24 protein-coding genes are annotated in these 24,705 nt (G+C 74.4%); 15 read left to right on the top strand and 9 right to left on the bottom strand.

Annotation, left to right across the window (positions count from 1 at the left end; genetic code table 11):
- The first annotated feature begins 93 nt into the window (after positions 1 to 93).
- Positions 94 to 606, top strand: a complete 513-nt coding sequence (locus ABZ899_RS06160; protein WP_361341389.1) for an EF-hand domain-containing protein — start codon at positions 94 to 96, stop codon at positions 604 to 606.
- Here ABZ899_RS06160 and ABZ899_RS06155 read toward each other — a convergent pair.
- Positions 585 to 2,129, bottom strand: coding sequence for an AMP-binding protein (locus tag ABZ899_RS06155; RefSeq protein ID WP_361341387.1), 1,545 nt, complete (start codon positions 2,127 to 2,129; stop codon positions 585 to 587). The two genes, ABZ899_RS06160 and ABZ899_RS06155, sit on opposite strands and share 22 nt — an antisense overlap.
- Positions 2,130 to 2,279: 150 nt before the next feature.
- Between ABZ899_RS06155 and ABZ899_RS06150 the strand changes: the two genes are divergently transcribed.
- The 3 genes from ABZ899_RS06150 to ABZ899_RS06140 all read left to right on the top strand — a co-directional run bounded on the left by ABZ899_RS06150 (position 2,280) and on the right by ABZ899_RS06140 (position 5,262).
- Positions 2,280 to 3,413 (top strand): acyl-CoA dehydrogenase family protein, encoded by a 1,134-nt coding sequence (locus ABZ899_RS06150; RefSeq protein ID WP_361341384.1) that lies wholly within the window; start codon positions 2,280 to 2,282, stop codon positions 3,411 to 3,413.
- Between the two features lie 3 nt (positions 3,414 to 3,416).
- Complete coding sequence (locus ABZ899_RS06145) at positions 3,417 to 4,292, top strand: acyl-CoA dehydrogenase family protein (protein WP_361341382.1); 876 nt, start codon at positions 3,417 to 3,419, stop codon at positions 4,290 to 4,292.
- A 508-nt stretch (positions 4,293 to 4,800) separates the two neighbouring features.
- Complete coding sequence (locus ABZ899_RS06140) at positions 4,801 to 5,262, top strand: ATP-binding protein (RefSeq protein ID WP_361341579.1); 462 nt, start codon at positions 4,801 to 4,803, stop codon at positions 5,260 to 5,262.
- 402 nt (positions 5,263 to 5,664) lie between these two features.
- On the opposite strand, the gene ABZ899_RS06135 is transcribed toward ABZ899_RS06140, so the two are convergent.
- Entirely contained in the window at positions 5,665 to 6,591 is a 927-nt protein-coding gene (locus tag ABZ899_RS06135; RefSeq protein ID WP_361341380.1) for a cyclase family protein, read from the bottom strand.
- Between the two features lie 92 nt (positions 6,592 to 6,683).
- Here ABZ899_RS06135 and ABZ899_RS06130 point away from each other — a divergent pair, with 92 nt between their 5' ends.
- The 4 genes from ABZ899_RS06130 (at position 6,684) to ABZ899_RS06115 (ending at position 11,207) form a co-directional block, all read left to right on the top strand.
- Complete coding sequence (locus ABZ899_RS06130; protein WP_361341377.1) at positions 6,684 to 7,598, top strand: SDR family oxidoreductase; 915 nt, start codon at positions 6,684 to 6,686, stop codon at positions 7,596 to 7,598.
- A 41-nt stretch (positions 7,599 to 7,639) separates the two neighbouring features.
- The gene (locus ABZ899_RS06125) at positions 7,640 to 8,791 is read left to right on the top strand and encodes an acyl-CoA dehydrogenase family protein (protein WP_361341374.1); all 1,152 of its coding nucleotides are present in this window, start codon (positions 7,640 to 7,642) and stop codon (positions 8,789 to 8,791) included.
- On the top strand, positions 8,791 to 9,840 hold the full coding sequence (locus tag ABZ899_RS06120; protein ID WP_361341371.1) for an alcohol dehydrogenase catalytic domain-containing protein: 1,050 nt from the start codon (positions 8,791 to 8,793) through the stop codon (positions 9,838 to 9,840). Before ABZ899_RS06125 ends, ABZ899_RS06120 begins: the two co-directional genes overlap by 1 nt.
- Before the next feature lie 113 nt (positions 9,841 to 9,953).
- A complete protein-coding gene (locus tag ABZ899_RS06115; RefSeq protein WP_361341369.1) occupies positions 9,954 to 11,207 on the top strand; it encodes an MFS transporter in 1,254 nt (417 codons plus the stop codon).
- On the opposite strand, the gene ABZ899_RS06110 is transcribed toward ABZ899_RS06115, so the two are convergent.
- Positions 11,115 to 12,164: a helix-turn-helix domain-containing protein gene (locus ABZ899_RS06110; RefSeq protein WP_361341366.1), complete on the bottom strand. Its 1,050-nt coding sequence runs from the start codon at positions 12,162 to 12,164 to the stop codon at positions 11,115 to 11,117. The genes ABZ899_RS06115 and ABZ899_RS06110 overlap by 93 nt on opposite strands.
- 71 nt (positions 12,165 to 12,235) lie before the next feature.
- Between ABZ899_RS06110 and ABZ899_RS06105 the strand changes: the two genes are divergently transcribed.
- A complete protein-coding gene (locus tag ABZ899_RS06105; RefSeq protein WP_361341363.1) occupies positions 12,236 to 13,561 on the top strand; it encodes an MFS transporter in 1,326 nt (441 codons plus the stop codon).
- A 7-nt stretch (positions 13,562 to 13,568) separates the two neighbouring features.
- Here ABZ899_RS06105 and ABZ899_RS06100 read toward each other — a convergent pair whose 3' ends face one another.
- The 4 genes from ABZ899_RS06100 to ABZ899_RS06085 all read right to left on the bottom strand — a co-directional run bounded on the left by ABZ899_RS06100 (position 13,569) and on the right by ABZ899_RS06085 (position 18,575).
- Positions 13,569 to 14,165, bottom strand: coding sequence for a flavin reductase family protein (locus ABZ899_RS06100; RefSeq protein ID WP_361341360.1), 597 nt, complete (start codon positions 14,163 to 14,165; stop codon positions 13,569 to 13,571).
- Between the two features lie 60 nt (positions 14,166 to 14,225).
- The gene (locus ABZ899_RS06095; RefSeq protein WP_361341357.1) at positions 14,226 to 15,035 is read right to left on the bottom strand and encodes an enoyl-CoA hydratase-related protein; all 810 of its coding nucleotides are present in this window, start codon (positions 15,033 to 15,035) and stop codon (positions 14,226 to 14,228) included.
- Between the two features lies 1 nt (position 15,036).
- Entirely contained in the window at positions 15,037 to 17,262 is a 2,226-nt protein-coding gene (locus ABZ899_RS06090) for an acetate--CoA ligase family protein (RefSeq protein WP_361341355.1), read from the bottom strand.
- A 134-nt stretch (positions 17,263 to 17,396) separates the two neighbouring features.
- Positions 17,397 to 18,575, bottom strand: a complete 1,179-nt coding sequence (locus tag ABZ899_RS06085) for an NAD(P)/FAD-dependent oxidoreductase (protein WP_361341352.1) — start codon at positions 18,573 to 18,575, stop codon at positions 17,397 to 17,399.
- Between the two features lie 218 nt (positions 18,576 to 18,793).
- Between ABZ899_RS06085 and ABZ899_RS06080 the strand changes: the two genes are divergently transcribed.
- The 6 genes from ABZ899_RS06080 (at position 18,794) to ABZ899_RS06055 (ending at position 23,549) form a co-directional block, all read left to right on the top strand.
- Complete coding sequence (locus tag ABZ899_RS06080) at positions 18,794 to 19,741, top strand: RNA polymerase sigma-70 factor (RefSeq protein ID WP_361341349.1); 948 nt, start codon at positions 18,794 to 18,796, stop codon at positions 19,739 to 19,741.
- Between the two features lie 113 nt (positions 19,742 to 19,854).
- On the top strand, positions 19,855 to 21,051 hold the full coding sequence (locus ABZ899_RS06075) for an FAD-dependent oxidoreductase (RefSeq protein WP_361341347.1): 1,197 nt from the start codon (positions 19,855 to 19,857) through the stop codon (positions 21,049 to 21,051).
- Positions 21,052 to 21,110: 59 nt separating this feature from the next.
- On the top strand, positions 21,111 to 21,560 hold the full coding sequence (locus ABZ899_RS06070; protein WP_361341344.1) for a DoxX family protein: 450 nt from the start codon (positions 21,111 to 21,113) through the stop codon (positions 21,558 to 21,560).
- Positions 21,557 to 21,955 carry an OB-fold domain-containing protein gene (locus ABZ899_RS06065; RefSeq protein ID WP_361341341.1) on the top strand — a complete coding sequence of 133 codons (399 nt, stop codon included), beginning with the start codon at positions 21,557 to 21,559 and terminating at the stop codon, positions 21,953 to 21,955. The genes ABZ899_RS06070 and ABZ899_RS06065 overlap by 4 nt, the downstream gene beginning before the upstream one ends.
- 22 nt (positions 21,956 to 21,977) lie before the next feature.
- Complete coding sequence (locus tag ABZ899_RS06060; protein ID WP_361341339.1) at positions 21,978 to 22,610, top strand: GNAT family protein; 633 nt, start codon at positions 21,978 to 21,980, stop codon at positions 22,608 to 22,610.
- Between the two features lie 72 nt (positions 22,611 to 22,682).
- Entirely contained in the window at positions 22,683 to 23,549 is an 867-nt protein-coding gene (locus ABZ899_RS06055; protein ID WP_361341336.1) for a GNAT family N-acetyltransferase, read from the top strand.
- Positions 23,550 to 23,570: 21 nt separating this feature from the next.
- Here ABZ899_RS06055 and ABZ899_RS06050 read toward each other — a convergent pair whose 3' ends face one another.
- The gene (locus ABZ899_RS06050) at positions 23,571 to 24,227 is read right to left on the bottom strand and encodes a pyridoxal 5'-phosphate synthase (RefSeq protein WP_361341334.1); all 657 of its coding nucleotides are present in this window, start codon (positions 24,225 to 24,227) and stop codon (positions 23,571 to 23,573) included.
- A 37-nt stretch (positions 24,228 to 24,264) separates the two neighbouring features.
- Positions 24,265 to 24,690 carry a pyridoxamine 5'-phosphate oxidase family protein gene (locus ABZ899_RS06045; protein ID WP_361341331.1) on the bottom strand — a complete coding sequence of 142 codons (426 nt, stop codon included), beginning with the start codon at positions 24,688 to 24,690 and terminating at the stop codon, positions 24,265 to 24,267.
- Positions 24,691 to 24,705 lie beyond the last annotated feature (15 nt).

The raw sequence follows: 24,705 nt of genomic DNA, 5'->3' as shown, positions 1-24,705 counted from the left end.
CACAACCGCCGCTTCGAGGCGCCCCGGCGGCCCGCGGCGTCGTACGCTCCGTGCGAGAAGCACCCCACGTGACGTTAGGCGGCCCGACACAACATGGTCAGCAGCGAGTACGAGCGCAGGATCGCGGCCCGGTTCGCCACCTTCGACCAGGACGGCAACGGGTACATCGACCGGGAGGACTTCAGCGCGGCGGCCAAGGCGCTGCTCGCCGAGTTCGGCACCCCGGCCCGGTCCGACAAGGGCCAGGCCCTGTACATCGGTGCCGAGGCGTTCTGGCAGGGCATGGCCGGGATCGCCGACCGCGACGGCGACCAGCGCATCACCCGTGAGGAGTTCGTCACCGGCGCGGTCAAGCGGCTGCGCGACAACCCCGACCGTTTCGCCGAGATCGCCCGGCCCTTCCTGCACGCGGCCCTCGCCGTGGCCGACACCGACGACGACGGGAAGGCCGGCGTCGACGACACCGCGCGGGTGCTCGTCCGCCTCGGCGTCCCGCGCGACACGGCCCGCACGGCGGCCGCCGGCCTCGACGCCGACGGCGACGGCACGGTGACCGAGGACGACGTCCTGAGCGCCTTCGCCCGCTACTTCACGGTCCCGGAGTGAGCGTCCGGCCCTGACGTCGAGGGGTCCGAGAACCGTTCCCGCAAGCGGTACTTGAGGACCTTGCGCAGGGTCTCGTTGCGGGGCAGGGCGTCCACCACCTCCAGCCGCTCCGGCAGTTTGTGGGGGGACAGCCCTTCCCCGCGCAGGTACGACGTCAGCTCACGGAGGGTCAGCTCCCGTGCCCCCGGCGGCTGTTCGACGACCGCGCAGACCCGCTCCCCGCGCTCGGTGTCCGGCAGCCCGATCACGGCCACGTCCCCGACGTCCGGGTGCCGGTGCAGCAGGTCCTCGATCTCCTTCGCCGAGATGTTCTCGCCCTTGCGGATGATCACGTCCTTCAGGCGCCCGGTGAGCACCAGGTGCCCGCTGCCGGTGAGGTGCCCGAGGTCGCCGGTACGCAGGAAGCCCTCCTCGTCGAAGGCCGCCGCGGTCTGCGCCGGGTCCAGATAGCCCCGGCACACGGCCTCCCCGCGCAGCCGCACCTCGCCGTCGACGATCCGTATCTCCATCCCCCGCGGCGGCCGCCCCTCGGTCGTCGCCAGGTTCTCCGCGGTGTCGTCCGGAGCGCCCATCGTGATCATCGGCACCTCGGTCATGCCGTAGCCGTGGGTGAGCTGCACGCCCATCTCCCGGACCACCGCGTGGTACAGCCCGGGCGGCTTCGGCGCCCCGCCGCCCGCCAGCAGCCGCAGGGTGGGGACCGCCTTCGTGCCGGGGGGCTGCCTGCGCTGCTCGGCCAGGAACATCGAGTAGAAGGCCGTGGAGCCCCCGGCGATCGTCACCCCGTGCCGGCGGTACCCGTCCAGCGCCTCCGGCAGCGCGAACTGCTCGAACAGCACGGCCGGGAAGCCGTACAGCAGCACCATCACCAGATAGTCGGGGCCCCCGATGTGCGCGTACGGGAAGGCGATCGAGCCGACGTCGGCCGCCGTGGGCCGCAGCGCGTGCCCCAGGCAGGAGCCGCCCGCGATCAGCGAACGGTCGGTGTGCAGCACGCCCTTGGGGTCCGAGGTCGTCCCCGACGTCCAGTGGATCCAGCGCACCGAGGTGCCCTCGGCAGGCGGCGGCGGAAGGACGGCCGGATCGTCCTCGGGCAGGTCGTCGTACGCCGTGAGGACGCCCTTCGCGCCGAGGCGCCGGGCCATCGCGGTGTGGTCGAAGCCCCGCCACTCGCCCGGCACCGCGAAGAACTCGGCCCTGGACTCGCGCAGCGCGAAACCGACCTCGCGGTCCCGGTAGAAGGGGATGACCGGCGACTGCACGGCGCCGAGCCGGGCCAGCGCGCAGGACAGCACGACCGTCTCGATCCGGGTGGGAAGCTGCCAGGCGACGACCGTGCCCGGGCGTACCCCGAGGCCGTGCAGTCCGGCCGCCACCCGCTCGGCGCGGGTGCGCAGCGCGCCGAAGGTCAGCGTGCGGTCGTCCTGGAGCAGGGCCGGGCGGTCCGGGGTGCGGCGGGCGCGGGCGGCGAGCAGGTCCCACAGGGTCCGGGCGGAACCCAGGGTGTGCGCGGTGTCGTCCATGACGGCCCCCTGTTCGTGGAGCGGACCACATCGGTACTGACGGTGCGTCAGATCGTGTGCGGAGCGTAGGGCTGGACGCCTTGCCGGTCCAGGGGTGCGGGACCTAGCCTTCCCCTGCGGGTATCTGACGGGACATCAGATGGAGGCCGTATGGACCTCACCCACACGCCGGAGGAGGAGGACTTCCGCGCCCGGCTGCGCACATGGCTGGCCGGGGCGCTCCCCACGCTGCCGCCCCCGCCGTCCCCGGACGACTGGCCCGGCCGGCGCGCCTACGACCTCGGCTGGCAGCGCCGGCTGTACGACGCCGGGTACGGCGACGTCCACTGGGGCACCTCCCCGACCGTGCGGCTGATCTTCCTGGAGGAGACCGAGCGGGCCGGCGCGCCCTATGTCGGCGCCTGCTTCGTCGGGCTGCTGCACGCCGGGCCCACCATCGCCGCCGAGGGCACCGACGAGCAGCGGGCCCGCTGGCTGCCCCCGATCCTGCGCGGGGAGGAGGTCTGGTGCCAGGGCTTCAGCGAGCCGGACGCCGGGAGCGACCTCGCGGCGCTGCGCACCCGCGCGCACCGGGACGGCGACCACTACGTGGTGAACGGCTCGAAGATCTGGACGTCCCACGCCGAGGTCGCCGACTGGTGCGAACTGCTGGTGCGCACCGACCCCGGCGCCCCCCGCCACCGCGGGATCAGCTGGCTGGCGATGCCCATGGACGCGCCCGGCGTCACCGTGCGGCCGCTGCGGACCCTGGCGGGCTCGGCCGAGTTCGCCGAGGTGTTCCTGGACGACGTGCGCGTGCCCGTCGCCCACCGGGTCGGCGCGGAGAACGACGGCTGGCGGGTGACCATGGTGACCCTGTCCTTCGAGCGCGGCACCGCCTTCGTGGGCGAGGTCATGGCCTGCCGCCGGGTGCTGCGTGAACTGGCCGCCGAGGCCCGGCGCACCGGCCGCTGGGACGATCCCGCGCTGCGCCGCGCGCTGGGCGGGCTGCACGCAGAGTTCAGCGCGCTGTGGCGGCTGACGCAGTGGAACGTCGGGGAGGCGGAGCACGGGCGCGAGGTCCCCGGTGTCACCGGCTCGGTCCTCAAGCTGGCGTACTCGCACGCCCGTCAGCGGCTCTACGACACCGCGGCCGACGTGCTGGGCCCGCGGGCGCTGGACCTGGACCGGCCGTGGGTGCTCGACCGGCTGTCCTCGCTGTCGTACACCATCGCCGCCGGCACCTCGCAGATCCAGCGGAACATCGTGGCCGAGCGGATCCTCGGACTGCCGAAGGGGCGGTGAGCGGTGCGACTCCAACCCGACGAGGACCAGCGGGCGTTGCGCGACGGCGTACGGGAGCTGCTCGCGCGCCGGTTCGGCCCGCGGGAGCTGAGGGACGCCGTGGAGCGGCCCGGCCTCCTGGACCGGAGGCTGTGGCGCGAGCTGGGCGCCGCCGGGTTCTTCGCGCTGCGTCTGCCCGAGGACGACGGGGGCGTCGGGCTCGGACTGCCCGAGGCGGTGCTGGCGTTCGAGGAGGCGGGCCGGGCGCTGCTGCCGGGCCCGCTCGTGGCCACGCACCTTGAGGCGGGCCGGGTCCCGGGCGCCGCCGAGGGGCACGCCGTCGTCACCGCCCCGATGGGCGGTCTGGTGGAGTGGCTGCGGGCGGCGGACGAGGTGCGCGGCGACACCGCCGGCGCCCTGCCGATGCGCTCGGTCGATCCGCTCACCCCACTGCACCGCCTGCCCGCCTCCGCCGCCCCGGACCCCGTCGCCGTCCTGCTCACCGCGGCCGAACAACTGGGCAGTGCCGGGCGCATGTGCGAGCTGGCCGTGCAACACGCCCGGTCACGCGAGCAGTTCGGACGGCCCATCGGAACCTTCCAGGCGGTGCAGCACCTGTGCGCGGACATGCTCGTGCGGACCCGGACGGCGCGGGCCGCCGTCCACGCAGCGGCCGTCACGGCCGACCCGGTCGACGTCCACGCCGCGCGGCTGCTCGCCGACGAGGCCGCCGTCCGAGGCGCCCGTGACTGTCTCCAGGTGCACGGCGGCATGGGATTCACCTGGGAGTTCGAGGCCCATCTGCATCTGAAGCGGGCCTGGGTCCGCACCTACCGTGCGGGGCCCGCTACCGAGAGTGAGGAGCTGATGGCGGCCGCATTGCTCGACGGAGACCCCTGAAACGCCGTGGTCTGCGGGGTCACGGAAAAGGCCCGCGATGATGTCGCGGATCGTGGCATGCCGGAATTACAGAGCGTTGATATCGGCTTGTGTCCGGAGTGTGACTCGTCACGGGGCGGAGTCGGGCGTTCGCTCCGGTACCTTGTGTGGGATGCGAGTGGTTCCGAGTACGAGCCATGCCGGAGCCGTCTGTGAGACGGCTTCGTATCCGGCGGTGCTCGCCGCTGCTCGCCCGGCATGTGGGCCGTTCGCCCAGGCCTGTTCGACTCTCCACGGCAAGCGTCGCACAGTATGCAGCAGAGGTAATCCTTCGCGCTGGAATATGCCCGAAGCGCTTGTTGGGGTGACTGTACGTCAACCATGCTGTCAGCCAAGGGATTCACGTTCCGTGACCCTGGCTTTGGCCATTGTTCTGGCCATGAAAAAAATGGCTAGGATCGTGGCCCTCGTGAGGCGCGGGGTCAATTGTCCGCCGGTTCGGATGGTGTGAGCGGTGCAGGTGCTTCAAGTGCAGTTGGAGATCCGGCCCGATCCCGCTGAGGTGGGGCGAGCCAGGCGCTGGGCGCGCTCACGACTCGCCGGCTCGGGGATAGAGGTCGACGAGCCGCTCGCCGAGACGCTGATCCTGCTCGTCTCCGAGCTCGTCACCAACGCCGTGGTGCACACCGGCTGTCCGGCCGTGCTCCGCCTCTCCCTGCCCGAGGCGCCGCAGGACTCCTCCACCGTCCGGCTCGAGGTGGCCGACCGCAGCGGCCGGGCGCCCGTGCCGCGCTGTGCCGACGGCGACGCGACGGGCGGGCGCGGGCTCGCCCTCGTCGACGGTCTCGCCGACCGGTGGGGCTGGACCTCCGACGGCGCCGGCAAGCGGATCTGGTGCGAACTCGACCGGGGCGGCGAGTCGGATGCCGCCGTCACCGCCTGCGGGGGCGGAATTCCGGCGTACGAAGGGTTCGCCTACGAGGCGGTGTGACCGGCGCACACCGCGGTCGCCCGCCGTGGCCCGCGGGGCACGGACGCAGGGGGCGCCCCCTCGTGCGGTCCGGCGGCCCTCGATGCGCCCCGGTCCTGCTTCCGTGCGCGGTGTCCACAAAAGGGGACGTAAGTAACAAATCCCTGACAGGGTGTTGACGAGTCGTGCCCGTTTGATCACGCTTGTGATCAGCGATTCGCCGCGAGGGGACGGCGAGGGCTTCGGTGACGGAGGTCCTTGCCGAGTGTGGGTCGTGTTTCGGCGGCGGTTCTCCAGGGCCAGGAGGGGCAGGCACGCCGGAGCCGGATGGCGGCGCGCGTGCCGTGCTCGGGGCGGTCATCCCCGCCCGGTGGAGCCGGGAGTGGGGAAGCCGCGCCGCCAGCCGGCGTCAAGACGTGACCGTCAGAGGATCGCCACGGGAGCGACCGGGCTTCCCGTGCCGCCGACGAAGGGCTCGGGCGTCGCCGACAACAGGAACGCGTGGCGGCCTTCTTGTCCACAGGCTGTGGACAACTCTTCGAGATTCCAGTTCTGGCCCTGCGGCATCCCCATCTCCACCAGGTCGAGCGCGTGCACGGGCAGCCACAGATCCTCCGTCTCGGGCGGGAAGACCTCGAAGGTCAGGGTGTCGTTGGCGACGGCCGCCACGTCGCGCGCGTGGAACCACTCCGGGGTGCGGACCGACAGGCCCGGGGAGGGGTGGCCGTAGCCGTGCCGGTCCCCGGCGAGGCACAGCGCCATCTGTCCCGTCCGCACGAGCACGATGTCACCGGCGCGCACCCGGACGCCCGCCAGCTCCTCCGCCGCCTCCAGGTCCTCCGGCGTGACCGCGTGACCGCCGTCGAGCCGCGCCACCCCCCGCGCGCGGGCCACGTCGAGCAGCACCCCGCGCGAGACGACGTGCCGCGCCTTGTCGATGCCGTCGAAGCGGGCCCCGCCGTGCGCCGTGACGCTGTCGGCGGGGCGGCCGTTGTAGAGCCGCCCGGAGTGCGAGACGTGGGCGAGCGCGTCCCAGTGGGTGGCCGCCTGCAGTCCCATGACCACGGCGTCGTCGCTGCACGCGACGGTCCCCGGGCCGAAGACCTCCTGGTTGATCTGCACCATGGTGTGCAGCGGGTTGACCCGGCCGGGGATCATCCCGGTCTGCACGCCGTCCTGTTCGAGCGGCAGCGCGAGCGGGACGCGGCGGCCGGAGCGGACGCACGCCGCCGCCGCGCGGACCACCTCGTCGGTGATCAGGTTCAGGGTGCCGATCTCGTCGTCCGCGCCCCAGCGTCCCCAGTTGTTGACGCGCTGGGCGATCTCGTGGAACGCGTCCGGCAGCGACATGGGTCCTCCCCGGGTCTTGTCCCCGCGTATCCGGCGGGCCGTAGAATCAGAAATCTAACGGTCCGTCAGAAACGGCGGGAAGGGGCCGGGGCATGGGGAACTTCTTGGCAGGCAAGGCCGTCGCCGTGACGGGCGCCGGGCGCGGCATCGGACGCGCGGTGGCGCTGGCGGCAGCAGCCGAGGGCGCCCGCGTGGTCGTCAACGACCACGGGGTGTCCGTGGACGGCGCCTCACCGACCAGCGAGGTCGCCGAGTCCGTCGTCAAGGAGATCGAGGCCGCCGGCGGTGAGGCCGTCGCCGTGGCCGACGACATCTCCACGATGGCGGGCGGCCGCCGGGTGGTGGACACCGCCCTGTCGGCCTTCGGACGGCTCGACGGGGCGGTCTGCGTCGCCGGGATCCTGCGCGAGCGGATGCTGTTCAACATGACCGAGGACGAGTGGGACCCGGTCCTCGCCACCCACCTCAAGGGGACGTTCACCGTGTTCCGCGCCGCGTCGGCCGTGATGCGCGCGCAGCGGTCCGGCACCCTGATCGGATTCACCAGCGGCAACCACCGGGGCTCGGTGTCGCAGGCCAACTACAGCGCCGCCAAGGGCGGTGTCATCTCGCTCGTGCGCAGCGCCGCGCTCGGCCTGCACAAGTACGGCGTGACCGCGAACGCCGTGGCGCCCGTCGCCCGGACCCGGATGTCCGCCCACGTGCCCCTGGAGCTGACCGACATCGGCGAGCCGGAGGACGTCGCGGCGTTCGTCGTCTACCTGCTGTCCGACGCGGCCCGCGAGCAGCAGGTCACCGGGCAGGTGTACACCGTCGCCGGTCCGCGGATCGCGGTGTGGGCGCAGCCCGCCGAACTGCGCTCCGTCCACGCCGAGGGGCCCTGGACGCCCGAGCGGATCGCCCGGGTGCTGCCGGGGTCCGTGGGGACCGACCCGCTGCCGATGCTGGCGCGGGTGGCGGCGGCCGAGGAGGCCGCGCGGCGCGGCGACCGGCCGAACGCGCGGTAGTGCGAGGCGACGTCAGCTGTCCGGCGAGACGAGGAGGGGTCGTGGACTTCGCGTTCGGCGAGGAGGACGAGGCGTTCCGCGAGCAGGCCCGGTCGTGGCTGGCCGGGCATGTGGCGGGCGGGTGGGAACGGCGGGCCTGGGAGCGGGCCCTCGGCGAGGCCGGGTGGATCGGGCTCGGCTGGGGCGAGGGCGGGTACGGCAACCGGACGGCCACGCTGACCCAGCAGGTCGTGTGGGCCGAGGAGTACGCGCGCTCGGGCGCACCGCCCCGCTCCGGGCACATCGGGGAGAAGCTGCTCGCCCCCACGCTGCTCGCCCACGGCAGCGCGGAGCAGAAGGCCCGCTTCCTCCCTCCGGTCGCGCTCGGCGAGGAACTGTGGTGCCAGGGGTACAGCGAGCCCGGCGCGGGCTCCGACCTCGCAGCTGTCCGCACCCGGGCCGAGCGGTGCCCGGACGGGACGTACCGGATCACCGGGCAGAAGATCTGGACGTCCCTCGCGCACGAGGCCGACTGGTGCTTCGTGCTGGCCCGCACCGATCCGGACTCCCGCCGCCACCACGGCCTGGGCTTCCTGCTGGTGCCCATGGACCAGCCGGGGCGCGTCGAGGTCCGCCCGATCCGGCAGCTGACCGGGACCAGCGACTTCAACGAGGTCTTCTTCGACGGCGCCCACGCGCGCGCGGAGCACCTCGTCGGGGGCGAGGGCGCGGGCTGGACGGTCGCCATGAGCCTCCTCGGGTTCGAGCGCGGCGTCTCCACGCTCGCCCAGCAGATCGGGTTCGCCGGGGAACTGGCGCGGGTCGTGCGCGAGGCCGTGGACCGCGGGGCGGTGGACGATCCGGTGATACGCGGGCAACTGGTACGGCAGTGGGCGGAGCTTCGGGTCATGCGGTGGCACGCCCTGCGGACCCTGGGCGGCACGGGGGACGCGGGGGCGCCCAGCGTGGCCAAGCTGCTGTGGGGCGGCTGGCACCAGCGGCTCGGGGAGCTGGCGATGCGGGTCCGGGGCGCGGCGGCCGGCGCCGGGCCGGGGGACTGGACGCCCTCGGCGCCGTACACGCTCGACGACGTGCAGCGGGCGTTCCTGTTCTCGCGGGCCGACACCCTCTACGGCGGGTCGGACCAGGTGCAGCGCACGATCATCGCCGAGCGGGTGCTCGGTCTGCCCAGGGAGCCCAAGGGAGGCGTCTGATGCGCGGAGTCCTGTTCGACGGCAAGCGGGCCGAGGTCGTGGACGACCTGGCGGTTCGGGACCCCGGGCCCGGCGAGGTGCTGGTCGCCGTCGCGGCGGCCGGTCTGTGCCACAGCGATCTGTCCGTGGTGGACGGGACCATACCGTTCCCCGTCCCCGTGGTGCTCGGCCATGAGGGCGCGGGCGTCGTGGAGGCGGTCGGTGTGGGCGTCACCCATGTCGTGCCCGGTGACCACGTGGTGCTGTCCACGCTGGCCAACTGCGGTACATGCGCCGAGTGCGACCGGGGACGGCCCACCATGTGCCGGCGGGCCATAGGGCGGCCGGAACGGCCGTTCCGGCGCGGCGGCCGGCCGGTGTTCCAGTTCGCCGCCAACTCGGCCTTCGCGGAACGGACCGTGGTGAAGGCCGTCCAGGCGGTGCCCGTGCCCAAGGAGATCCCGCTGCCCGGGGCCGCGCTCATCGGCTGCGGGGTGCTCACCGGGGTAGGGGCGGTACTGAACCGGGCCCGGGTCGACCGGGGCGACCGGGTCGTCGTGATCGGCGCCGGTGGGGTCGGGCTCAACGTCGTCCAGGGCGCCCGGATCGCGGGGGCGCTGCGGATCGTGGCCGTGGACGCCCACCCGGCGAAGGAGGAGACGGCCCGGCGGTTCGGGGCCACGGACTTCCTGACCTCGGTGGACGGGGTGCGGGAGCTGCTGCCCGACGGGGCCGACCACGTCTTCGAGTGCGTGGGACGCGTCGAGCTGATCCGGGCCGCCGTCGACCTGCTCGACCGGCACGGGCAGGCCGTGCTGCTCGGGGTGCCGCCCGCCACCGCCGAGGCGTCCTTCCTCGTCTCCTCGATGTACCTGGACAAGGCGATCCTCGGCTGCCGGTACGGCTCGTCGCGGCCCCAGCGGGACATCGCGCTGTACGCGGAGCTGTACCGCACGGGCCGGCTGCTGCTGGACGAGCTGGTGACGCGGACCTACCCGGTGGAGGACTTCGCGCGGGCGGCGGCGGACGCGGAGGCGGGAAAGGTGGCGCGGGGTGTGCTGACCTTCTGAAGTGCCGCCGCGCGACGACGGGTTCGTCCGGGTCCGGACGGTGGAGGGAGGGTTTTCCACAGGCCCGGAAATCGGCTGCCGTGCTGTCGGTGCCGGGACCTACCGTCGACTCCATGACCTATCGAGACGTCGCCTCCAGGCAGGTCCTGGTGTGGGCCGGCACCGCCGTCGCCGCGCGGATGCCGGTCGCCATGACGCCGCTGGCGCTGGTGTTCCTGGTCCGGGAGCGGCCCGGCGGCTACAGCCTGGGCGCGGCGCTAGCGGCGGCCTATGTGCTCGGCGAGATCGTCGCCGCGCCCGTCCTGGGCACCCGCCTGGACCCGGCCCGCGGGCGGCGCCAGCTGACCGCCGGACTCGCGGGCGGCGCCCTGGGGTTCACCGGGCTCGGGATCTTCGCCGGGTCGCACGCCCTGGTGCTCGGCGCGTTCGCGTTCCTGGCCGGGGCCGCCCCGTCCGCCGCCGCCGGAGGGCAGCGCGCGCTGCTGACCTTCCTCGTGCCCGAGCGTGCCGTGGCGCAGGCGCTGTCCGCGGAGTCGATGCTGATGTCCGGCGTGTGGGCGGTCTCGCCGGTCGCGGTCGCCGGCCTGGCCCTCGCCTGGGCGCCCCGGGTGCCGCTGCTCCTCGCGGCCGTCCTGATGGCGCTGTCCGCGGCCGGTCACCGGCTGCTGCCCGCGGGCTGGGCGAAGGAGGGGCAGGGCGGCCGGGCGAACCGGGTGCGGCCCCGTGTGCTGCTGGGCGCCTGGCCGGTGTACGTCACGGGCGCCGCCAGCATCACCCTGCTCGGCCTGGTCGAACTGACCCTGCCCGCCCTGCTGGAGCAGCGCGGGATCGGCGTGGGCTGGTCGGGTCCGCTGCTGGCGGGCATGGCGGTGGGGTCGGGCGCCGGGGCGTTCGTGTACGGACTGCGGTCGTGGCCGGGGCGGTTGCGCTCGCGCAGCGTGGCGCTGATGTGCGGGATGTCGGTGTTCGTGGGGCTGCTCGCGCTGATACCGGAGGGGCCGGGCATGGCGGTCGCCCTGGTCCTCGCGGGCATCCTCCAGTCCGGCGCGCTGATCACCCGCAATCTGTCGCTGCGGGACGCGCTGCCGCCCGGCGCGCTGGCCGCCGGCTACTCCGTGCTGTACGCGGCCGCGGGCGCCGGATACGCGGCGACGGGGTCGCTGGCGGGTGCCCTGCTCCGGGTGGTGGCGCCGTCCACGGCCGTCCTGGCCGGGGTCGGTCTGACGCTGCTGCTGACCGCGCTGGGCTGGTGGGGGGAGGCCCGGCGGGAGCGGTCACCGGCTGCCGGTGACCTCGAGGCGGGCCCCGCCGCCCGCGCGGAAGGTGCGCCGGTAGCTGGTGGGGGTGACGCCGAGCGCAGCCTGTAGGTGCTGGCGCATCGACTGGGCGGTGCCGAAGCCGGACCGCGCGGCCACCTGGTCGACGGAGAGGCCGGTGGTCTCCAGCAGGTGCCGGGCCCGTTCGACCCGCTGCCGGGTCAGCCACTGGCCCGGGCTGACGCCGGCCTCCTCGCGGAATCGCCGGGTGAAGGTGCGCACCGACATGGACTCCTGGTCGGCCATGTCCCTCAGCTGGATCGGCTCGTGGAGGTGGGTCAGGGCCCAGGCGCGGGCCGCCGTCGTGGAGGACTGCTGCGGGTCGGGGACCGGGCGGGCGATGTACTGGGCCTGCCCGCCGTCGCGGTGCGGCGGCACCACCATGGTGCGGGCCACGTCGTTGGCGACCGCGGTGCCGTGGTCGCGGCGGACCATGTGCAGGCACAGGTCGATCCCGGCGGCGACCCCGGCCGACGTCAGCACGTCGCCGTCGTCGATGAACAGCACGTCGGCGTCGACGTCGACGGTCGGGAACAGCTCCTGGAAGCGCCGGGCGTGGGCCCAGTGGGTGGTCGCCCGGCGGCCGTCCAGCAGGCCGGCCGCGGCCAGGACGTAGACGCCGGTGCAGATGGAGGCGAGCCGGGTGCCGGGCCGGACCAGGGCGAACGCGGCGGCCGGCTCGGCGGGCAGGACGCCCTGCTCGAAGACCGGTTCGAGCTCGCGCGACGCCGGGACGATCACGGTGTCCGCGGTGGCCAGGGCCTCCGGGCCGTGCTCGACCTGGATGGCGAAGTCGGCGTCGGTGCGCACGGGTCCGGGCGGCCGGACGGAACAGGTGACGACCTCGTACAGCGGCCGGCCCTCGGCGTCCCGGGGGCGGCCGAAGACGCGGTGCGGGATGCCCAGTTCGAAGGGGATCGCCCCGTCCAGGGCGAGCACGGCGACCCGGTGGGGCCCTGGCGCGGGGCGGCAGTCCGTCGGGGGCTCGGGGCTCGGCTCATCGGGCATGGCCCGATCCTAGCGAATGCTGTCCTCCGGGCCAATGGAATCGAGGACGCGCAGGCCCGAAGCTCGGGGACGTGACTCAGACGACCCCCGCACAGCACGACACCGCCGCCCCGGACGCCTCCGCCGCCGGGTCGCCGTCGCCGCGCCGGCCGCGTGTCCACCGCGCCTGGTTCGTCGCCGCGGTCGCCTTCGTGACGATCCTCGGTGCCGCCGCCTTCCGCTCCCTGCCGGGCCTGCTCATCGACCCGCTCAACGACGACTTCGGCTGGTCGCGCGGCACGATCGGGGCGGCCGTCTCCATCAACCTGGCGCTGTACGGCCTGACTGCTCCCTTCGCCGCCGCGCTGATGGACCGGTTCGGCATCCGTCGGGTCGTCGCGGTGGCCCTCGTGCTGATCGCGGCCGGGTCGGGGCTGACCTACTGGATGACGGCGGCCTGGCAACTGCTGCTGTGCTGGGGCCTGCTGGTGGGGCTCGGCACCGGTTCGATGGCGCTGGCGTTCGCCGCCACGGTCACCAACCGCTGGTTCACCGAGCGCCGGGGCCTGGTCACCGGCATCCTCACCGCCGCCTCCGCCTCCGGTCAGCTCATCTTCCTGCCGCTGCTGTCCTGGATGGTCGAGGAGCACACCTGGAAGCCAGCCGTCGTCACCGTGGCGCTCACGGCGCTCGCGGTCGTCCCCTTCGTCTGGCTGCTGCTGCGCGACCACCCGGCCGACGTGGGCCTCGCCCCCTACGGCGCCACGGAGTTCGTGCCCAAGCCGCCGCCCGCGCAGGGCGCCGCCCGCCGGGCCGTGACCGTCCTCCTCTCGGCGGCCCGCACGGGCCCCTTCTGGCTGCTGGCGGGCACCTTCGCGATCTGCGGCGCCTCCACCAACGGACTGATCCAGACCCACTTCGTGCCCGCCGCCCACGACCACGGCATGCCGATCACGGCCGCCGCCTCCCTGCTCGCGGTGATCGGTGTCTTCGACGTCGTCGGCACGGTGTTCTCCGGCTGGCTCACCGACCGCTTCGAACCGCGCCGGCTGCTCGCGGTGTACTACGCCCTGCGCGGTGTCTCGCTGCTGTTCCTGCCGATGCTGCTCGCCCCGGGCGTCCACCCGCCGATGCTCTTCTTCATCGTCTTCTACGGCCTCGACTGGGTGGCCACCGTCCCGCCCACCGTCGCCCTGTGCCGGGAGCAGTACGGCGAGGACAGCGCGATCGTCTTCGGCTGGGTCCTCGCCTCCCACCAGCTCGGCGCGGCGCTGGTGGCGTTCCTCGGCGGGGTCGCGCGGGACGTGTTCGGCACCTACGACATGGTCTGGTACGCGTCCGGCGCCCTGTGCGCGGCGGCGGCGCTGATGGCCCTGGTGATCCGGCGTCGTCCGGTGCCGGTCTTCCCGGCCCTCTGACACGCGGTCAGCGGAACCGGCCCCGGTGGAAGAGCAGCGGAGCCCCGTCCCCGTCACGCGCGCCCAGGGCGTCGACCCGCCCGACGACGATGAGGTGGTCGCCGCCCGGGTGCACCGCGTGGACCGCGCAGTCGATCCACGCGAGCGTGTCCGCGAGGCGCGGGGAGCCGGACACCGGGGCCCGGTCGTAGCGGACCCCGGCGAACTTGTCGGCGCCGCTCACCGCGAAGGCGCGGCACAGCTCCTCCTGGCCGGCGGCCAGCACGTTGACGCAGAAGACGCCCGCGCGGGCGATGCGCGGCCATGTCGTCGACGTACGGCCGGCCATGAAGGCGACCAGCGGGGGGTCGAGGGACAGGGACGCGAAGGACTGGCAGGCGAATCCGGCGGGGCGGTGCGGGGCCGCGGCGTCCGCCGGGGCCGTGACGACCACCACGCCGGTCGCGAAGGTCCCCAGCACCCGCCGGAACACGTCCTGCGGGACCGGTGCCCGCTCGTCCTCGCGGACGCAGCGCAGCGCGGGGCGCGGTGGCGCCGGGGCCGGGGGTGCCCCGGCCGGGCGGAGGTGACGGACGGCGGCGGCCGCCATCCCTGCGTGTCCCATCACACCGGACATTGAAACTGACGGTCCGTCAGATAGGAAGGCCCGTGCGCCGGAGAGATGTCAACGCCCCCGGAATGCCGGGCTCCTGCGCTCCGCGAAGGCCGCCAGGCCCTCCGACGCGTCCTCGGTCGTCAGGTTGATCTCCTGCGCGGCCGCCTCCGCCGCGAACGCGCCGGCGCGGTCGCTGTCCCAGGAGGCGTTGACGAGCTGCTTGGTGAGGGCCAGCGCCCGGGTCGGGCCCGCCGCCAGGCGTGCGGCCCAGTCGCCGGCCACGCCCTCCAGCTCCCCGTCGGGGACGACCCGGTTGACCAGGCCCAGCCGCTCGGCGTCCGCCGCGGACAGGGCGTCGCCGAAAAACATCAGCTCCTTGGCGCGATGCGGGCCGACGAGCCGGGGGAGGAGGTAGGCGCCGCCGCCGTCCGGGACGAGACCACGCCGTACGAAGACCTCGATGAACCGCGCGGACTCCGCGGCCAGCACCAGGTCGCAGGCGAGCGCCAGATGGACGCCGAGGCCGGCCGCGGTCCCGTTCACCGCCGCCACCACCGGCTTCTCGCAGTCCAGCACGGCCGCGATCAGCCGCTGGGCGCCGAGCCGGAGCGTGCGCGCCACGTCCCCGGGGCGCCGCGCCCCACCCGCCAACCCGCCCCGCAGGTCCGCCCCGGCACAGAACGCGCGCCCGGTGCCGGTGAGGACGACGGCCCGCACCTCCGGGTCCGCGGAGGCGCCGGCGAGCAGGTCGACGACCCGGTCGCGCTGACCGGGCGTGAGGGCGTTCAGCGCCTCGGGGCGGTCCAGCGTGATCCGGCACACCCCGTCCTCGCGGGAGTGCCGTACCGACAGGTCGAGCGGGTCCGGTCCGGTGGCCATGTCAGCGGCACACCACGAGCGCGTCGAGCGCCACCGCGCCCTGCCCCCGGGGCAGCACCATCAGCGGGTTGACGTCCAGCTCCGCGACCTCGTCGGCCAGCTCCAGCGCCATCCGCTGCACCCGCAGCACGACCTCCACGAGCGCGTCGAGGTCGGCCGGGGGCCGGCCCCGGACCCCGTCGAGCAGTGCCCGGCCCCGCAGTTCGGCGCACATCCGGCGGACCTGCTCCTCGCCGAAGGGCGGCACCCGGACCGCCGTGTCGCGCAGGACCTCCACCAGCACCCCGCCCAGCCCGAGCGTCACCGTGGGCCCGAACAGCTCGTCGTGCGAGGCGCCCACCACCATCTCCACGCCCCGTTCCACCATCTGGCAGACCAGCACGCCGTCCAGCGCGATGTCCTCGTAGCGGGCGATGTCGGTCAGCTCGCGGTAGGCGTCCCGGACCTGGCTGGCCGAGGTCAGGCCGATCCTGACCAGGCCCAGCTCGCTCTTGTGGGCGATCCGCGCGCCGGACGCCTTCATCACCACCGGGTAGCCCACCGGGCCCGCCGCGCGCACGGCCGCCGCCGCGCTGGTCACCAGCTGTTCGCGCGGGACCCGGATGCCGTACGCCCGCAGCAGCTGCTTCGCCGCGTGCTCGCTCAGCTGCTGTCCCGGGCGCAGGAGGGCCCGCGCCTTGCGGCTGGACGGCGAGGGGGTGCGGGGCGCCTCGTCGAAGGGGGAGCGGTAGCCGGTGACGAACCGGTGGTGGTCGAGATGGGCGCGGACGGCGGAGACGCAGTTGGCGACCGTGCGGAAGGTGACCACGCGCGAGGAGCCGAGCAGGATCTCGCGGTAGGCCCGCTCGGTGCCGACCGGCGACCCCCACACCACGCACACCAGCTTGTCCGTCCGCTCCGCGGCGTCCACCAGGTCCTGGGCGAGCCTGTCGCTCAGCGGCGGGAACGGTCCGGTGACCGGGCAGATCAGCACCCCCACCGAGGGGTCGTCGAGGATCGCGTCGATGATCTTGCGGCCGCGCTCGTCGCCGACCGGGTGCCCGCCGCTGTCGACCGGGTTCGCCACGCTCAGATACCCGGGTATCCACTGGTGCAGCTCGGCCTGCCGGGCCTCCGACAGGACCGGCAGGCGCAGCCCCGCTCCGGCCGCGAGGTCGGCCACGTGGGCGCCCGTGCCGCCGGAGATCGAGTAGACGACGACGCCGTCGGCGCGCGGCGGGCGGGCGCGGGCCAGCAGAGTGGCGGTGTCCTGGAGTTCGTCCAGGCCGTCGACCCGGATCACGCCGTACTGGCGCAGGGCCGCGTCCACCACCGCGTCCGCGCCGGTCAGCCGGCCGGTGTGGGAGGCGGCCGTGCGGGCGCCCGCCTCGGTGCGGCCCACCTTGACCGCGACCACGGGCACCTTGCGGCGGGCCGCGCGGTCGGCGGCGAGCAGGAAGGCGCGGCCGTCCTTGATGCCCTCGACATAGGCGGCGACGACGCCGACCTCGGGCCGCTCGGCGAAGTAGGAGAGGAAGTCGGCCGTCGTCAGGTCGGCCTCGTTGCCGGTGGGCGCCCAGTGGGACAGGCGCACGCCCAGCTCCTGGAGCGCGAAGACGGGGCGGCCCTGGTGCCCGGACTGGGTGATGAGCGCGATCGCGGGCCCGTCCAGGTCGTCGCGGAACCGCTCGAAGGCGTTCAGGTTGGTGTTGGGCCCGAGCAGCCGCAGCCCGGACCGCTCGACGGCGGCGGCCAGCCGGGCCTGCGCGGCCGCGCCCTCCTCGCCGGTCTCCGCGAACCCGGAGGCGAAGACGACGGCGAACTTCACCTTCGTCCCGGCCAGTTCCTCGATCACCGGCAGCGGGTCGGCGACCAGCAGCACGGCCAGGTCGACCTGCTCGGGCAGGTCGGCGACCGACGGGACGCAGGGGATGCCGAAGACGGACGGGCGGGCCGGGTGCACGGGGTGGAGCCGGGCGCCGGTCCGCCCGGCCCAGTCCACCAGCCGGCGGGTGATCCCCGTGTTCGGTCGCCCCTCGGCGTCGGAGGCGCCGATCACGGCCAGCGACTCCGGCCGGAAGAGGCGGTCCAGGTCGGGTACGTCGCAGTACAGCGGACGGCCGCTGACGTCGAGGTCGTCGGGCTCGGCGGGCCGGCCGTGGACGGCCGGCGCGGGCTGCTCGCCGCACGCGACGACGCGGCCCCGGCGGGAGTCGGTGGTGAGGGTGCCGTGGGTTGATCCAAGCATCGGTCCGCCCGTCCCTGGGTGACAGCGATTAACTGACGCAGTGTCAGATTAAATGAACTGACACTCCGTCAGGAACCGTCGTGCGGGCAAAAGCCGGGCGGACGCCTCCCCGTGCGGACTCGCGGGGGTACCGGTCAGGCGGGCAGCCGGGCGACCCGGCGGCGCCGGTCCCGGGCGACGGACCGGGCGATCCGCTGCGCGTCGATCGCCATCTCCCGCAGATTGCCGCTGATCGGATTGGTGTAGCCGGTGAAGTACAGACCGGGCGCGTCCGCCGGGGTCCGGGCGCCCCGCACGCCGGGCCTGCCCCGCTCGTCGAGCACGCCGAGATGGCCGACCAGGCCCTCCAGGCCGCGCGCATAGCCGGTGGCGGCGACGACGGCGTCCGGCGATATCCGGCTGCCGTCCGCGAGGACCACCTTGTCCGCGTCGAACCCCTCGACGGCGGCGACGATCTCGATCCGGCCCCGGCGCACCGCGTCGACGAGCCCGACGTCCAGGACCGGGATCGCGCCCTCCCTGACCCTGCTGTACAGGCCGGTGTCGGGACGCGGCAGCCCGTGCGCCGACAGGTCCGGGACGCTGAGCCGGGCCACCGGCCGGGCCAGCCGGTCGACGAGCCGCACGGGCAGCCGCCGTACGAGGATGCTCGTGAACTGCGCGGGCCACCCGGCGGTCGAGCGGCGCACGATGTGCGGCACCGTCCGCACGGCGAGGCGCACCCGGGCCGCGCCGCCCTCCACGAGGTCCACGGCGATCTCGGACCCGGTGTTGCCGGCGCCCACGACCAGGACGTCCCGGCCGGCGTAGGGGGCCGCGTCGCGGTACTCGCCGGCGTGCACCAGCTCACCGCCGTAGCCCTCCCGCCCGGGCCAGTCGGGGATGCGCGGGGTGTGGTTGTAGCCGGTGGCCACGACGACGGCGGCGCCGGCCAGCTCCCGGCCGCCGGTGGCGTGCAGCAGCCAGCCGGAGCCGTCCGGCGCGGGCTCGACGCGGGAGACCTCGACGCCGGTGACGATCTCCAGGTCGTGGTGCTCGGCGTACTTCTCCAGGTAGCGCACCATGTCGTCGCGGGACACCCAGCGTCCGAAGCGGCGCGGCATCGGCAGGCCGGGCAGCGCCGAAAGCCGCCGGGTGGTGTGCAGGTGGAGCCGGTCGTAGTGCCCGCGCCATGAGGCGCCGACCGCTTCCGACCGCTCCAGGACGACGGCCCGTATGCCGCGGGCGCGCAGGGCGTACGCGACGGAGAGTCCGCCGGGGCCGCCCCCGACGACGTAGACGGGGCGTTCCGGGAGTTGGGGGGTGTCGGCCATGATTCGGAGCGTAACCACGCAACTGGTTGATGGGTCTCGGTCAAGCCCGGAATTGGTTGCGGATCGATCACGACTGCGGGAGACCTGGGTGGGGTGTGTGACGTAGCTCTCCTGGTTGTGGGTCCGGGGCCCTGGATGCGGGGGCGCGGTGCGCCCGGAGCGCCGGCCGCCCCGTCCCAGCCTGCCCGTTCGCGGCCCGGGAGTTAGGATCCGGGCCCATGGCCCTCACGGTGAACGACGTGGAACGGTTCGAGGCGGCCCGGCCCCGTCTGGAAGCCATCGCCTACCGGTTGCTCGGCTCGGCGAGCGAGGCCGAGGACGCCGTCCAGGAGACGTTCCTGCGCTGGCAGGCCGCCGACGTGGAGCGTGTCGAGGTCCCTGAGGCGTGGCTGACCAAGGTGCTCACCAATCTGTGCCTCAACCAGCTCGGTTCGGCCCGCGCCCGCCGCGAGACCTATGTGGGCCAGTGGCTGCCCGAGCCGCTGCTCGCCGGGGACCCCATGCTGGGCCCGGCCGACACCGCCGAGCAGCGCGAGTCGGTCTCGTACGCGGTGCTCGTCGTGCTGGAGCGCCTCTCGCCCAGCGAGCGGGCGGTGTACGTGCTGCGGGAGGCGTTCGACTACACGCACCGGGAGATCGCCGAGATCCTCGACGTCACCGAGGCCGCCAGCCAGCAGATCCTGCACCGGGCCCGCGGGCACGTGGCGCGGGGCAGGGCGCGGACCGAGGTCGACGAGGCGGCGGCCCGGCGGATCGTCGACGAGTTCCTGGCGGCCGCCGTCAGCGGCCGGACCGAGCCTCTGGTGCGCCTGCTCACCGAGGACGCGGTCGTGGTCGGCGACGGCGGCGGGAAGGTCCCGGCGCGGGCCCGGGCGGTCGAGGGGGCCTCGGCGGTCGCGCGGTTCCTGCGGGGCCTGTTCAAGCCCAGCGCCGCCAAGCGGGCTCTGGTGGGCGGGTCGCCCGAGTACCACGCGACCACCGCCAACGGCGAACCCGCCCTCGTGGTGGTCGTCGACCGCCGGGTCATCGGCGTGATGTGCGTGGAGGTCACCGAGGACGGCCTCGCCGCGTTCCGCAGCCAGGTCAACCCCGACAAGCTGGAGCGCGCGACCCGGGTCTGGCAGGCCGCCGACCACGGGGAACCCCTGGTGCGCGACGCGTTCTGACCGGCGTACGACGCCGGCTTCCGTGGTGTGACGTGGTTCACATCGCATTCCTGTCAGGAATCGGCGGACCGTCCGGTTCAGGAGGCGAACCCGCTGAAGACAGGAGCAAGGACATGCAGCACCGCATCATCGTGCTCGGGGGCGGCTACACCGGAGCGTTCGCCGCCGGGCGGCTCGCCAGGCGCCTGCACGGCGACGACGTCACCGTCACCCTGGTCAACGCGGAGCCCGACTTCGTCGAGCGCGTCCGGATGCACCAGCTCGCCGTGGGGCAGACCCTCAAGCCCCGGCCGTTCACCGAGATCTTCCGGGGCGCCGGCGTCGACCTGAGGATCGCCCGGGTCACCGCTGTCGACGCCGACCGCAAGGCCGTGGCCGTCGAGGACGCGGACGGCACCGAGGAGTTGGAGTACGACACCCTCGTCTACGCCCTCGGCAGCGGCTGGGACGACCAGGGGGTCCCCGGCGTCGCCGAGCACGCCTTCGAGCTCGCGAGCCGGCCCGGCGCGCTGCGGCTGCGCGAGCGCCTCGCCGCGCTGGAGCCGGGAGCGCCCGTGGCCGTGGTCGGCGGCGGCCTCACCGGCGTGGAGGCCGTGACGGAGATCGCCGAGGCCCGCCCGGACCTCGACGTCCGCCTCGTCGTGCGCGGCGGACTCGGCGACTGGCTCTCCGCGAAGGGCCGCCGGTACCTGCGCGAGGCCGTCGGCCGACTTGGGATCACCGTCCACGAGGGCACCACCGCCACCGGGGTGGAGGCCGACCGGGTCCGCACCGCCGGCGGCGCGGAGATCCCGGCCGCGGTCACCGTGTGGACCACCGGCTTCGCCGTCCACCCGATCGCGCCGGCCACCACCCTCGAGGTCGGCGACCGGGGGCAGATCGTGGTCGACGAGACCATGCGCTCGGTCTCCCACCCGGACGTCTACGCCATCGGCGACGCGGCCCTCGCGCGGGGCGTCGGCGGCAAGCCGCTGCGCATGTCGTGCGCCTCGGGCGGCTTCACCGCCTGGCAGGCCGCCGACGCCATCGTGGCCCGGCTGACCGGGGGCAGGCTGCCGAAGGTCCCGCTGCGCTACTTCAACCAGTGCGTCTCGCTGGGCCGCAGGCAGGGCCTGATCCAGTACGTCACCGGGGACGACCGCCCGGTCCGCGCGGCCCTGACGGGCCGGATCGCCGCCTTCTACAAGGAGCTGATCTGCAAGGGCGCCGCCTGGAACGTGGGCAACCCGGGGATGGGCATGCCGCTGCGCCGCCGCCGGGTGGTGGCGGGGCCCGACGCCGCCGTCTCCGCGGCCGAGGCGGCGGCCTGAGCCCGCCGGGGCGCCCGGACGATTGTCAGGCTCCATGGATCTGACGTACCGTCAGATCCATGGACGCGATCTGGCTCACAGGTGCGCAATGGCTGGCCGTGCTCCGGATAGGACTCGGCCTGTGGTGGCTGGAGAGCTGGCGGCACAAGGACCGCGGGAGCTGGCTGGCCGGCTCCGGGATCGCCTGGGCGGCGGACGTGGCCGCCGAGCACCGCTGGCCCGCCGTCCGCTCCGGCTTCGACCGCGTCGTGGCACCCCGGCCCCGGGCCATGGCGTACGTCGTCCTCCATGCCGAACTGGCCCTGGGGCTCGGTCTCGTGCTGGGGTTCCTCACCCCGGTCGCCCTCGCCGGCGGGCTGCTGCTCAACCTCGTGTACCTCACCCTGATGATCCACGACTGGGCCGAGCAGGGGCAGAACGGCATGATGGCGCTGATCTCGGTCGTCGCGCTGTTCGGGATGTCCTGGCAGTCCTGGTCGGTGGACGGCGCGCTCGGACTGTTCGAATGAGCGGGCCCCGCTACGACGTCCCCGAGCCGGACGCCTTCACCCGCCCCTACTGGGACGCGGCCGCCGCCGGCCGGCTGCTGCTGCGGCGCTGCCGGGCCTGCGGACGCGCCCACCACTACCCCCGCGAGTCCTGCCCGCGCTGCTGGAGCGAGGACGTCGTCTGGGAGACCGCGAGCGGCCGGGCCACCCTGTACACCTGGTCCGTCGTGCACCGCAACGACCTGCCGCCCTTCGACGCGCGCACCCCGTACGTCGCCGCCGTCGTCGACCTCGCCGAGGGCCCCCGGATGGCGACCGGGCTCGTGGACTGCCCGGACCCGGCCCGGCTGCGGGCCGGCCTGGCGCTCACGGCCGCCTTCCCGGACGGGGTGCCGATGTTCCGCCCGGCGCCCTGACCCGCTGGGTTTCAATGGCCGTATGACCGACGCCGGCATACGCCCCGCTCCCCGCCCCTTCCCGGACCTGTACGGCCACGGCCTGCGGCTGCGCCCCTGGGACCCGGACTCCGGGACCGACCTGGACGCCTGGTTCCGGGGCCGCGCCGACCCGGAGTTCCGGCGCTGGAACACCCCGCTGTCGCTGGCCGCGGACCGCGAGGGCGCCCGCGCCACCCTGCGGGCCGCTGCCGCCGACACGGCGGACGGCTCGGCGGCGTACTGCGTGACCGACGCCGGGAGCGGCGTGGTCCTCGGGCACGTCGGCGTCAGCGTCGTCAGCCGGCCCATGGACTGCGGCCGTGTCGGCTACTGGGTCCTTCCCGAGGCCCGCGGCCGGCGCGTGGCCGGCCACGCGCTCGCCCTCGCCGCCCGCTGGGCGCTGACCGCCCCGGACGGCCCCCGCCTGCACCGGCTCGAACTCGGCCACGCCGTCGGCCACCACGCCTCCTGCCGGGTCGCCGAGCGGTGCGGCTTCCGCGCCGAGGGCACCCTGCGCGGCGCTCAGTGGGAGGCCGGACGGCACGACGCCTACCGGGACACGCACCTGCACGCCCGGCTCGCCACCGACCCCGAACCCGACGGTCCCCTTACCCCAACCCCCGCCGCGGCGTGAGGACTTGTGTCGTCTTGGTGTCCACGGCGGAGAAAAGTGCACACCGCGGGGCGGGGCGCGGGATCATGAGGCATGCGCCCGGACGACTGGTACTCCACCCAGGACCTCAACGGCTTCCTGTCCCATGCCGGAGGCTTCCTGCGCTCACGCCCCGACCTGCACACCGTCGCCCTGACGGTCACCGAGACGCTGCGCACCAACGGGCCGCGCGCCTACGGCGACGAGACCCCCGTGTTCGGCGCGCTGGAACGGGACGGACAGGTGCGGGCCGCCTACTTCCGCACCCCGCCCCACCGCCTCAACGTCACCCCGCTCACCCCCGGTGAGGCCGACGCCCTCGCCGCCCACCTGCTCGCCCTCGGGCACGCGGTGCCCGGCGTCATCGCGGCGCAGGAGACCGCGGAGGCGTTCGTCGCCGCCTGGCAGCGGCACACCGGCGCGCGCGGCACCGTCGGACAGCGCCAGCGCCTGTACCGGCTCGGCAACCTGACGGTCCCGCAGCCCGTTCCGGCCGGCCGCGCCCGCCTCGCCGGCTCGCAGGACCGGGAGCTGCTGGCCCGTTGGTACGGCGAGTTCACGGAGGCCACCGGGCACGCGCCCGCGCGTGATCCGGGCGCCTGGGCCGACGCGCGCGTGTCCTCCGGGGGCGTCACCCTGTGGGAGGGCGAGGACGGCACGCCCCTCGCCATGGCCGGGGTGACGCCCCTGATCGCCGGGCAGGTCCGCATCGCCCCCGTCTACACCCCGGCCCCGCTGCGCGGGCGCGGCTACGGCGGCGCGGCCACCGCCGCGGTCACCCGGTCCGTGCTCACCTCCGGGGTGCGCGAGGTGCTGCTCTTCACGGACCTGTCCAACCCCACGAGCAACGGCCTGTACCAGCGCATCGGCTACCGCCCGGTCGCCGACTTCACCGCGTACGACATCCACCGCGCCCGCTGACCGGCGCCGCTCCCGCGTCCCTCAGGGCCAGAGCAGCTCCTTGACCCATCCCGGCTCCGTACGCCGGTAGACGAGCCGTACGTGCCGGCGGTGCGCGTCGCCCTGGAAGAACTCCACCTCGTCGGGGCGCAGCCGGTACAGCGTCCAGGTCGGCACCGGCGCGTCCGGTTCCTCCCGGGCCCGCTCCCAGGCGGCCTCCGACGCGCGCGTCAGCTCCTCGGGGGAGGCGAGCACCTGGCTCTGCCGGCCGGTCAGGGCCGCCGCGAGGGCGCCGGTCGAGCGGGCCTGCAGATCGGCCCGGGACTCGGCGGACGGGGCCGCCGTCACCGGGCCGCGCACCCGCACCTGGCGGCCCCGCGCCGGCCAGTAGAAGCCGAGGGCCGCGTACGGGCGGGCGGCGAGCTGGCGGCCCTTGCGGCTGTCGCGGTGCGTGGCGAAGGACCAGCCGGACGCGTCGGCGCCGTGCAGCACCACCGTCCGTACGTCCGGCAGGCCCTCCTCGTCCGCGGTGGCGAGCGACATCGTGTGCGGCTCGGTCTGCCCGGCCGCGACCGCCTCGGCGAACCAGGCGGTGAACAGCTCCAGCGGCGCGTCGGGGGTGCCCGACGGGTCGAAGGAGGGCAGCTCGACGTCCCACACCCGCAGCGACCTCAGCAGGTCGTGAAGATCCGTTCCCATTCCCCGATTGTCCCCCGCGGGGAGCGTGCCGGGCGGGTCAGATCCGTCCGAGGTCGGACGACAGCCAGTGCTCGGGCCGCATGTGGACGACGACCTGCTCGCCGTGGTTCTTCCAGGCGAAGTCGACATAGCCGTCGACCTTCTCGGGCGGCAGATAGCGCGCCGAGATCTCCCGCAGGTCCTCCAGGGTGGCCGGGACGGTCCGCAGGACGGGACCCTCGACCGAGACGTACCGGATCGTGGGTTCGACCCGGTCCACCAGCAGGGAGAACCGGCCCGCCTCCTGGATGCGCCGGTTCTTGCGGGAGTCGAGGCCGGTCATGACCCACACGTCGCCGCCGGGGCGGTACTGGTACCAGACGGGCACGGTCAACGGGGCCCGCCCGCCGCCCCCGTCGACCGCCAGCGCCGCGACGTGCGGCTCGGCGAGGAACTCCTCACGCTCTTCACGGGTCAGTGCCATACCGTCTCCTTCGGT

The sequence above is a fragment of the Streptomyces sp. NPDC046859 genome (assembly GCF_040645135.1).
Taxonomy (GTDB): domain Bacteria; phylum Actinomycetota; class Actinomycetes; order Streptomycetales; family Streptomycetaceae; genus Streptomyces.
Note: the sequence above shows the minus strand (reverse complement) of the source record. Positions and strands in the feature narration are given on the sequence as shown.

What these genes read in the sequence shown, in the direction of transcription:
- ABZ899_RS06160 (WP_361341389.1), top strand. Translation starts at nt 94, where the DNA reads ATGGTCAGCAGCGAGTACGAGCGCAGGATCGCGGCCCGGTTCGCCACC.
- ABZ899_RS06155 (WP_361341387.1), bottom strand. Translation starts at nt 2,129, where the DNA reads ATGGACGACACCGCGCACACCCTGGGTTCCGCCCGGACCCTGTGGGAC.
- ABZ899_RS06150 (WP_361341384.1), top strand. Translation starts at nt 2,280, where the DNA reads ATGGACCTCACCCACACGCCGGAGGAGGAGGACTTCCGCGCCCGGCTG.
- ABZ899_RS06135 (WP_361341380.1), bottom strand. Translation starts at nt 6,591, where the DNA reads ATGTCGCTGCCGGACGCGTTCCACGAGATCGCCCAGCGCGTCAACAAC.
- ABZ899_RS06130 (WP_361341377.1), top strand. Translation starts at nt 6,684, where the DNA reads ATGGGGAACTTCTTGGCAGGCAAGGCCGTCGCCGTGACGGGCGCCGGG.
- ABZ899_RS06120 (WP_361341371.1), top strand. Translation starts at nt 8,791, where the DNA reads ATGCGCGGAGTCCTGTTCGACGGCAAGCGGGCCGAGGTCGTGGACGAC.
- ABZ899_RS06115 (WP_361341369.1), top strand. Translation starts at nt 9,954, where the DNA reads ATGACCTATCGAGACGTCGCCTCCAGGCAGGTCCTGGTGTGGGCCGGC.
- ABZ899_RS06110 (WP_361341366.1), bottom strand. Translation starts at nt 12,164, where the DNA reads ATGCCCGATGAGCCGAGCCCCGAGCCCCCGACGGACTGCCGCCCCGCG.
- ABZ899_RS06100 (WP_361341360.1), bottom strand. Translation starts at nt 14,165, where the DNA reads ATGGGACACGCAGGGATGGCGGCCGCCGCCGTCCGTCACCTCCGCCCG.
- ABZ899_RS06095 (WP_361341357.1), bottom strand. Translation starts at nt 15,035, where the DNA reads ATGGCCACCGGACCGGACCCGCTCGACCTGTCGGTACGGCACTCCCGC.
- ABZ899_RS06090 (WP_361341355.1), bottom strand. Translation starts at nt 17,262, where the DNA reads ATGCTTGGATCAACCCACGGCACCCTCACCACCGACTCCCGCCGGGGC.
- ABZ899_RS06085 (WP_361341352.1), bottom strand. Translation starts at nt 18,575, where the DNA reads ATGGCCGACACCCCCCAACTCCCGGAACGCCCCGTCTACGTCGTCGGG.
- ABZ899_RS06080 (WP_361341349.1), top strand. Translation starts at nt 18,794, where the DNA reads ATGGCCCTCACGGTGAACGACGTGGAACGGTTCGAGGCGGCCCGGCCC.
- ABZ899_RS06075 (WP_361341347.1), top strand. Translation starts at nt 19,855, where the DNA reads ATGCAGCACCGCATCATCGTGCTCGGGGGCGGCTACACCGGAGCGTTC.
- ABZ899_RS06070 (WP_361341344.1), top strand. Translation starts at nt 21,111, where the DNA reads ATGGACGCGATCTGGCTCACAGGTGCGCAATGGCTGGCCGTGCTCCGG.
- ABZ899_RS06065 (WP_361341341.1), top strand. Translation starts at nt 21,557, where the DNA reads ATGAGCGGGCCCCGCTACGACGTCCCCGAGCCGGACGCCTTCACCCGC.
- ABZ899_RS06060 (WP_361341339.1), top strand. Translation starts at nt 21,978, where the DNA reads ATGACCGACGCCGGCATACGCCCCGCTCCCCGCCCCTTCCCGGACCTG.
- ABZ899_RS06055 (WP_361341336.1), top strand. Translation starts at nt 22,683, where the DNA reads ATGCGCCCGGACGACTGGTACTCCACCCAGGACCTCAACGGCTTCCTG.
- ABZ899_RS06050 (WP_361341334.1), bottom strand. Translation starts at nt 24,227, where the DNA reads ATGGGAACGGATCTTCACGACCTGCTGAGGTCGCTGCGGGTGTGGGAC.
- ABZ899_RS06045 (WP_361341331.1), bottom strand. Translation starts at nt 24,690, where the DNA reads ATGGCACTGACCCGTGAAGAGCGTGAGGAGTTCCTCGCCGAGCCGCAC.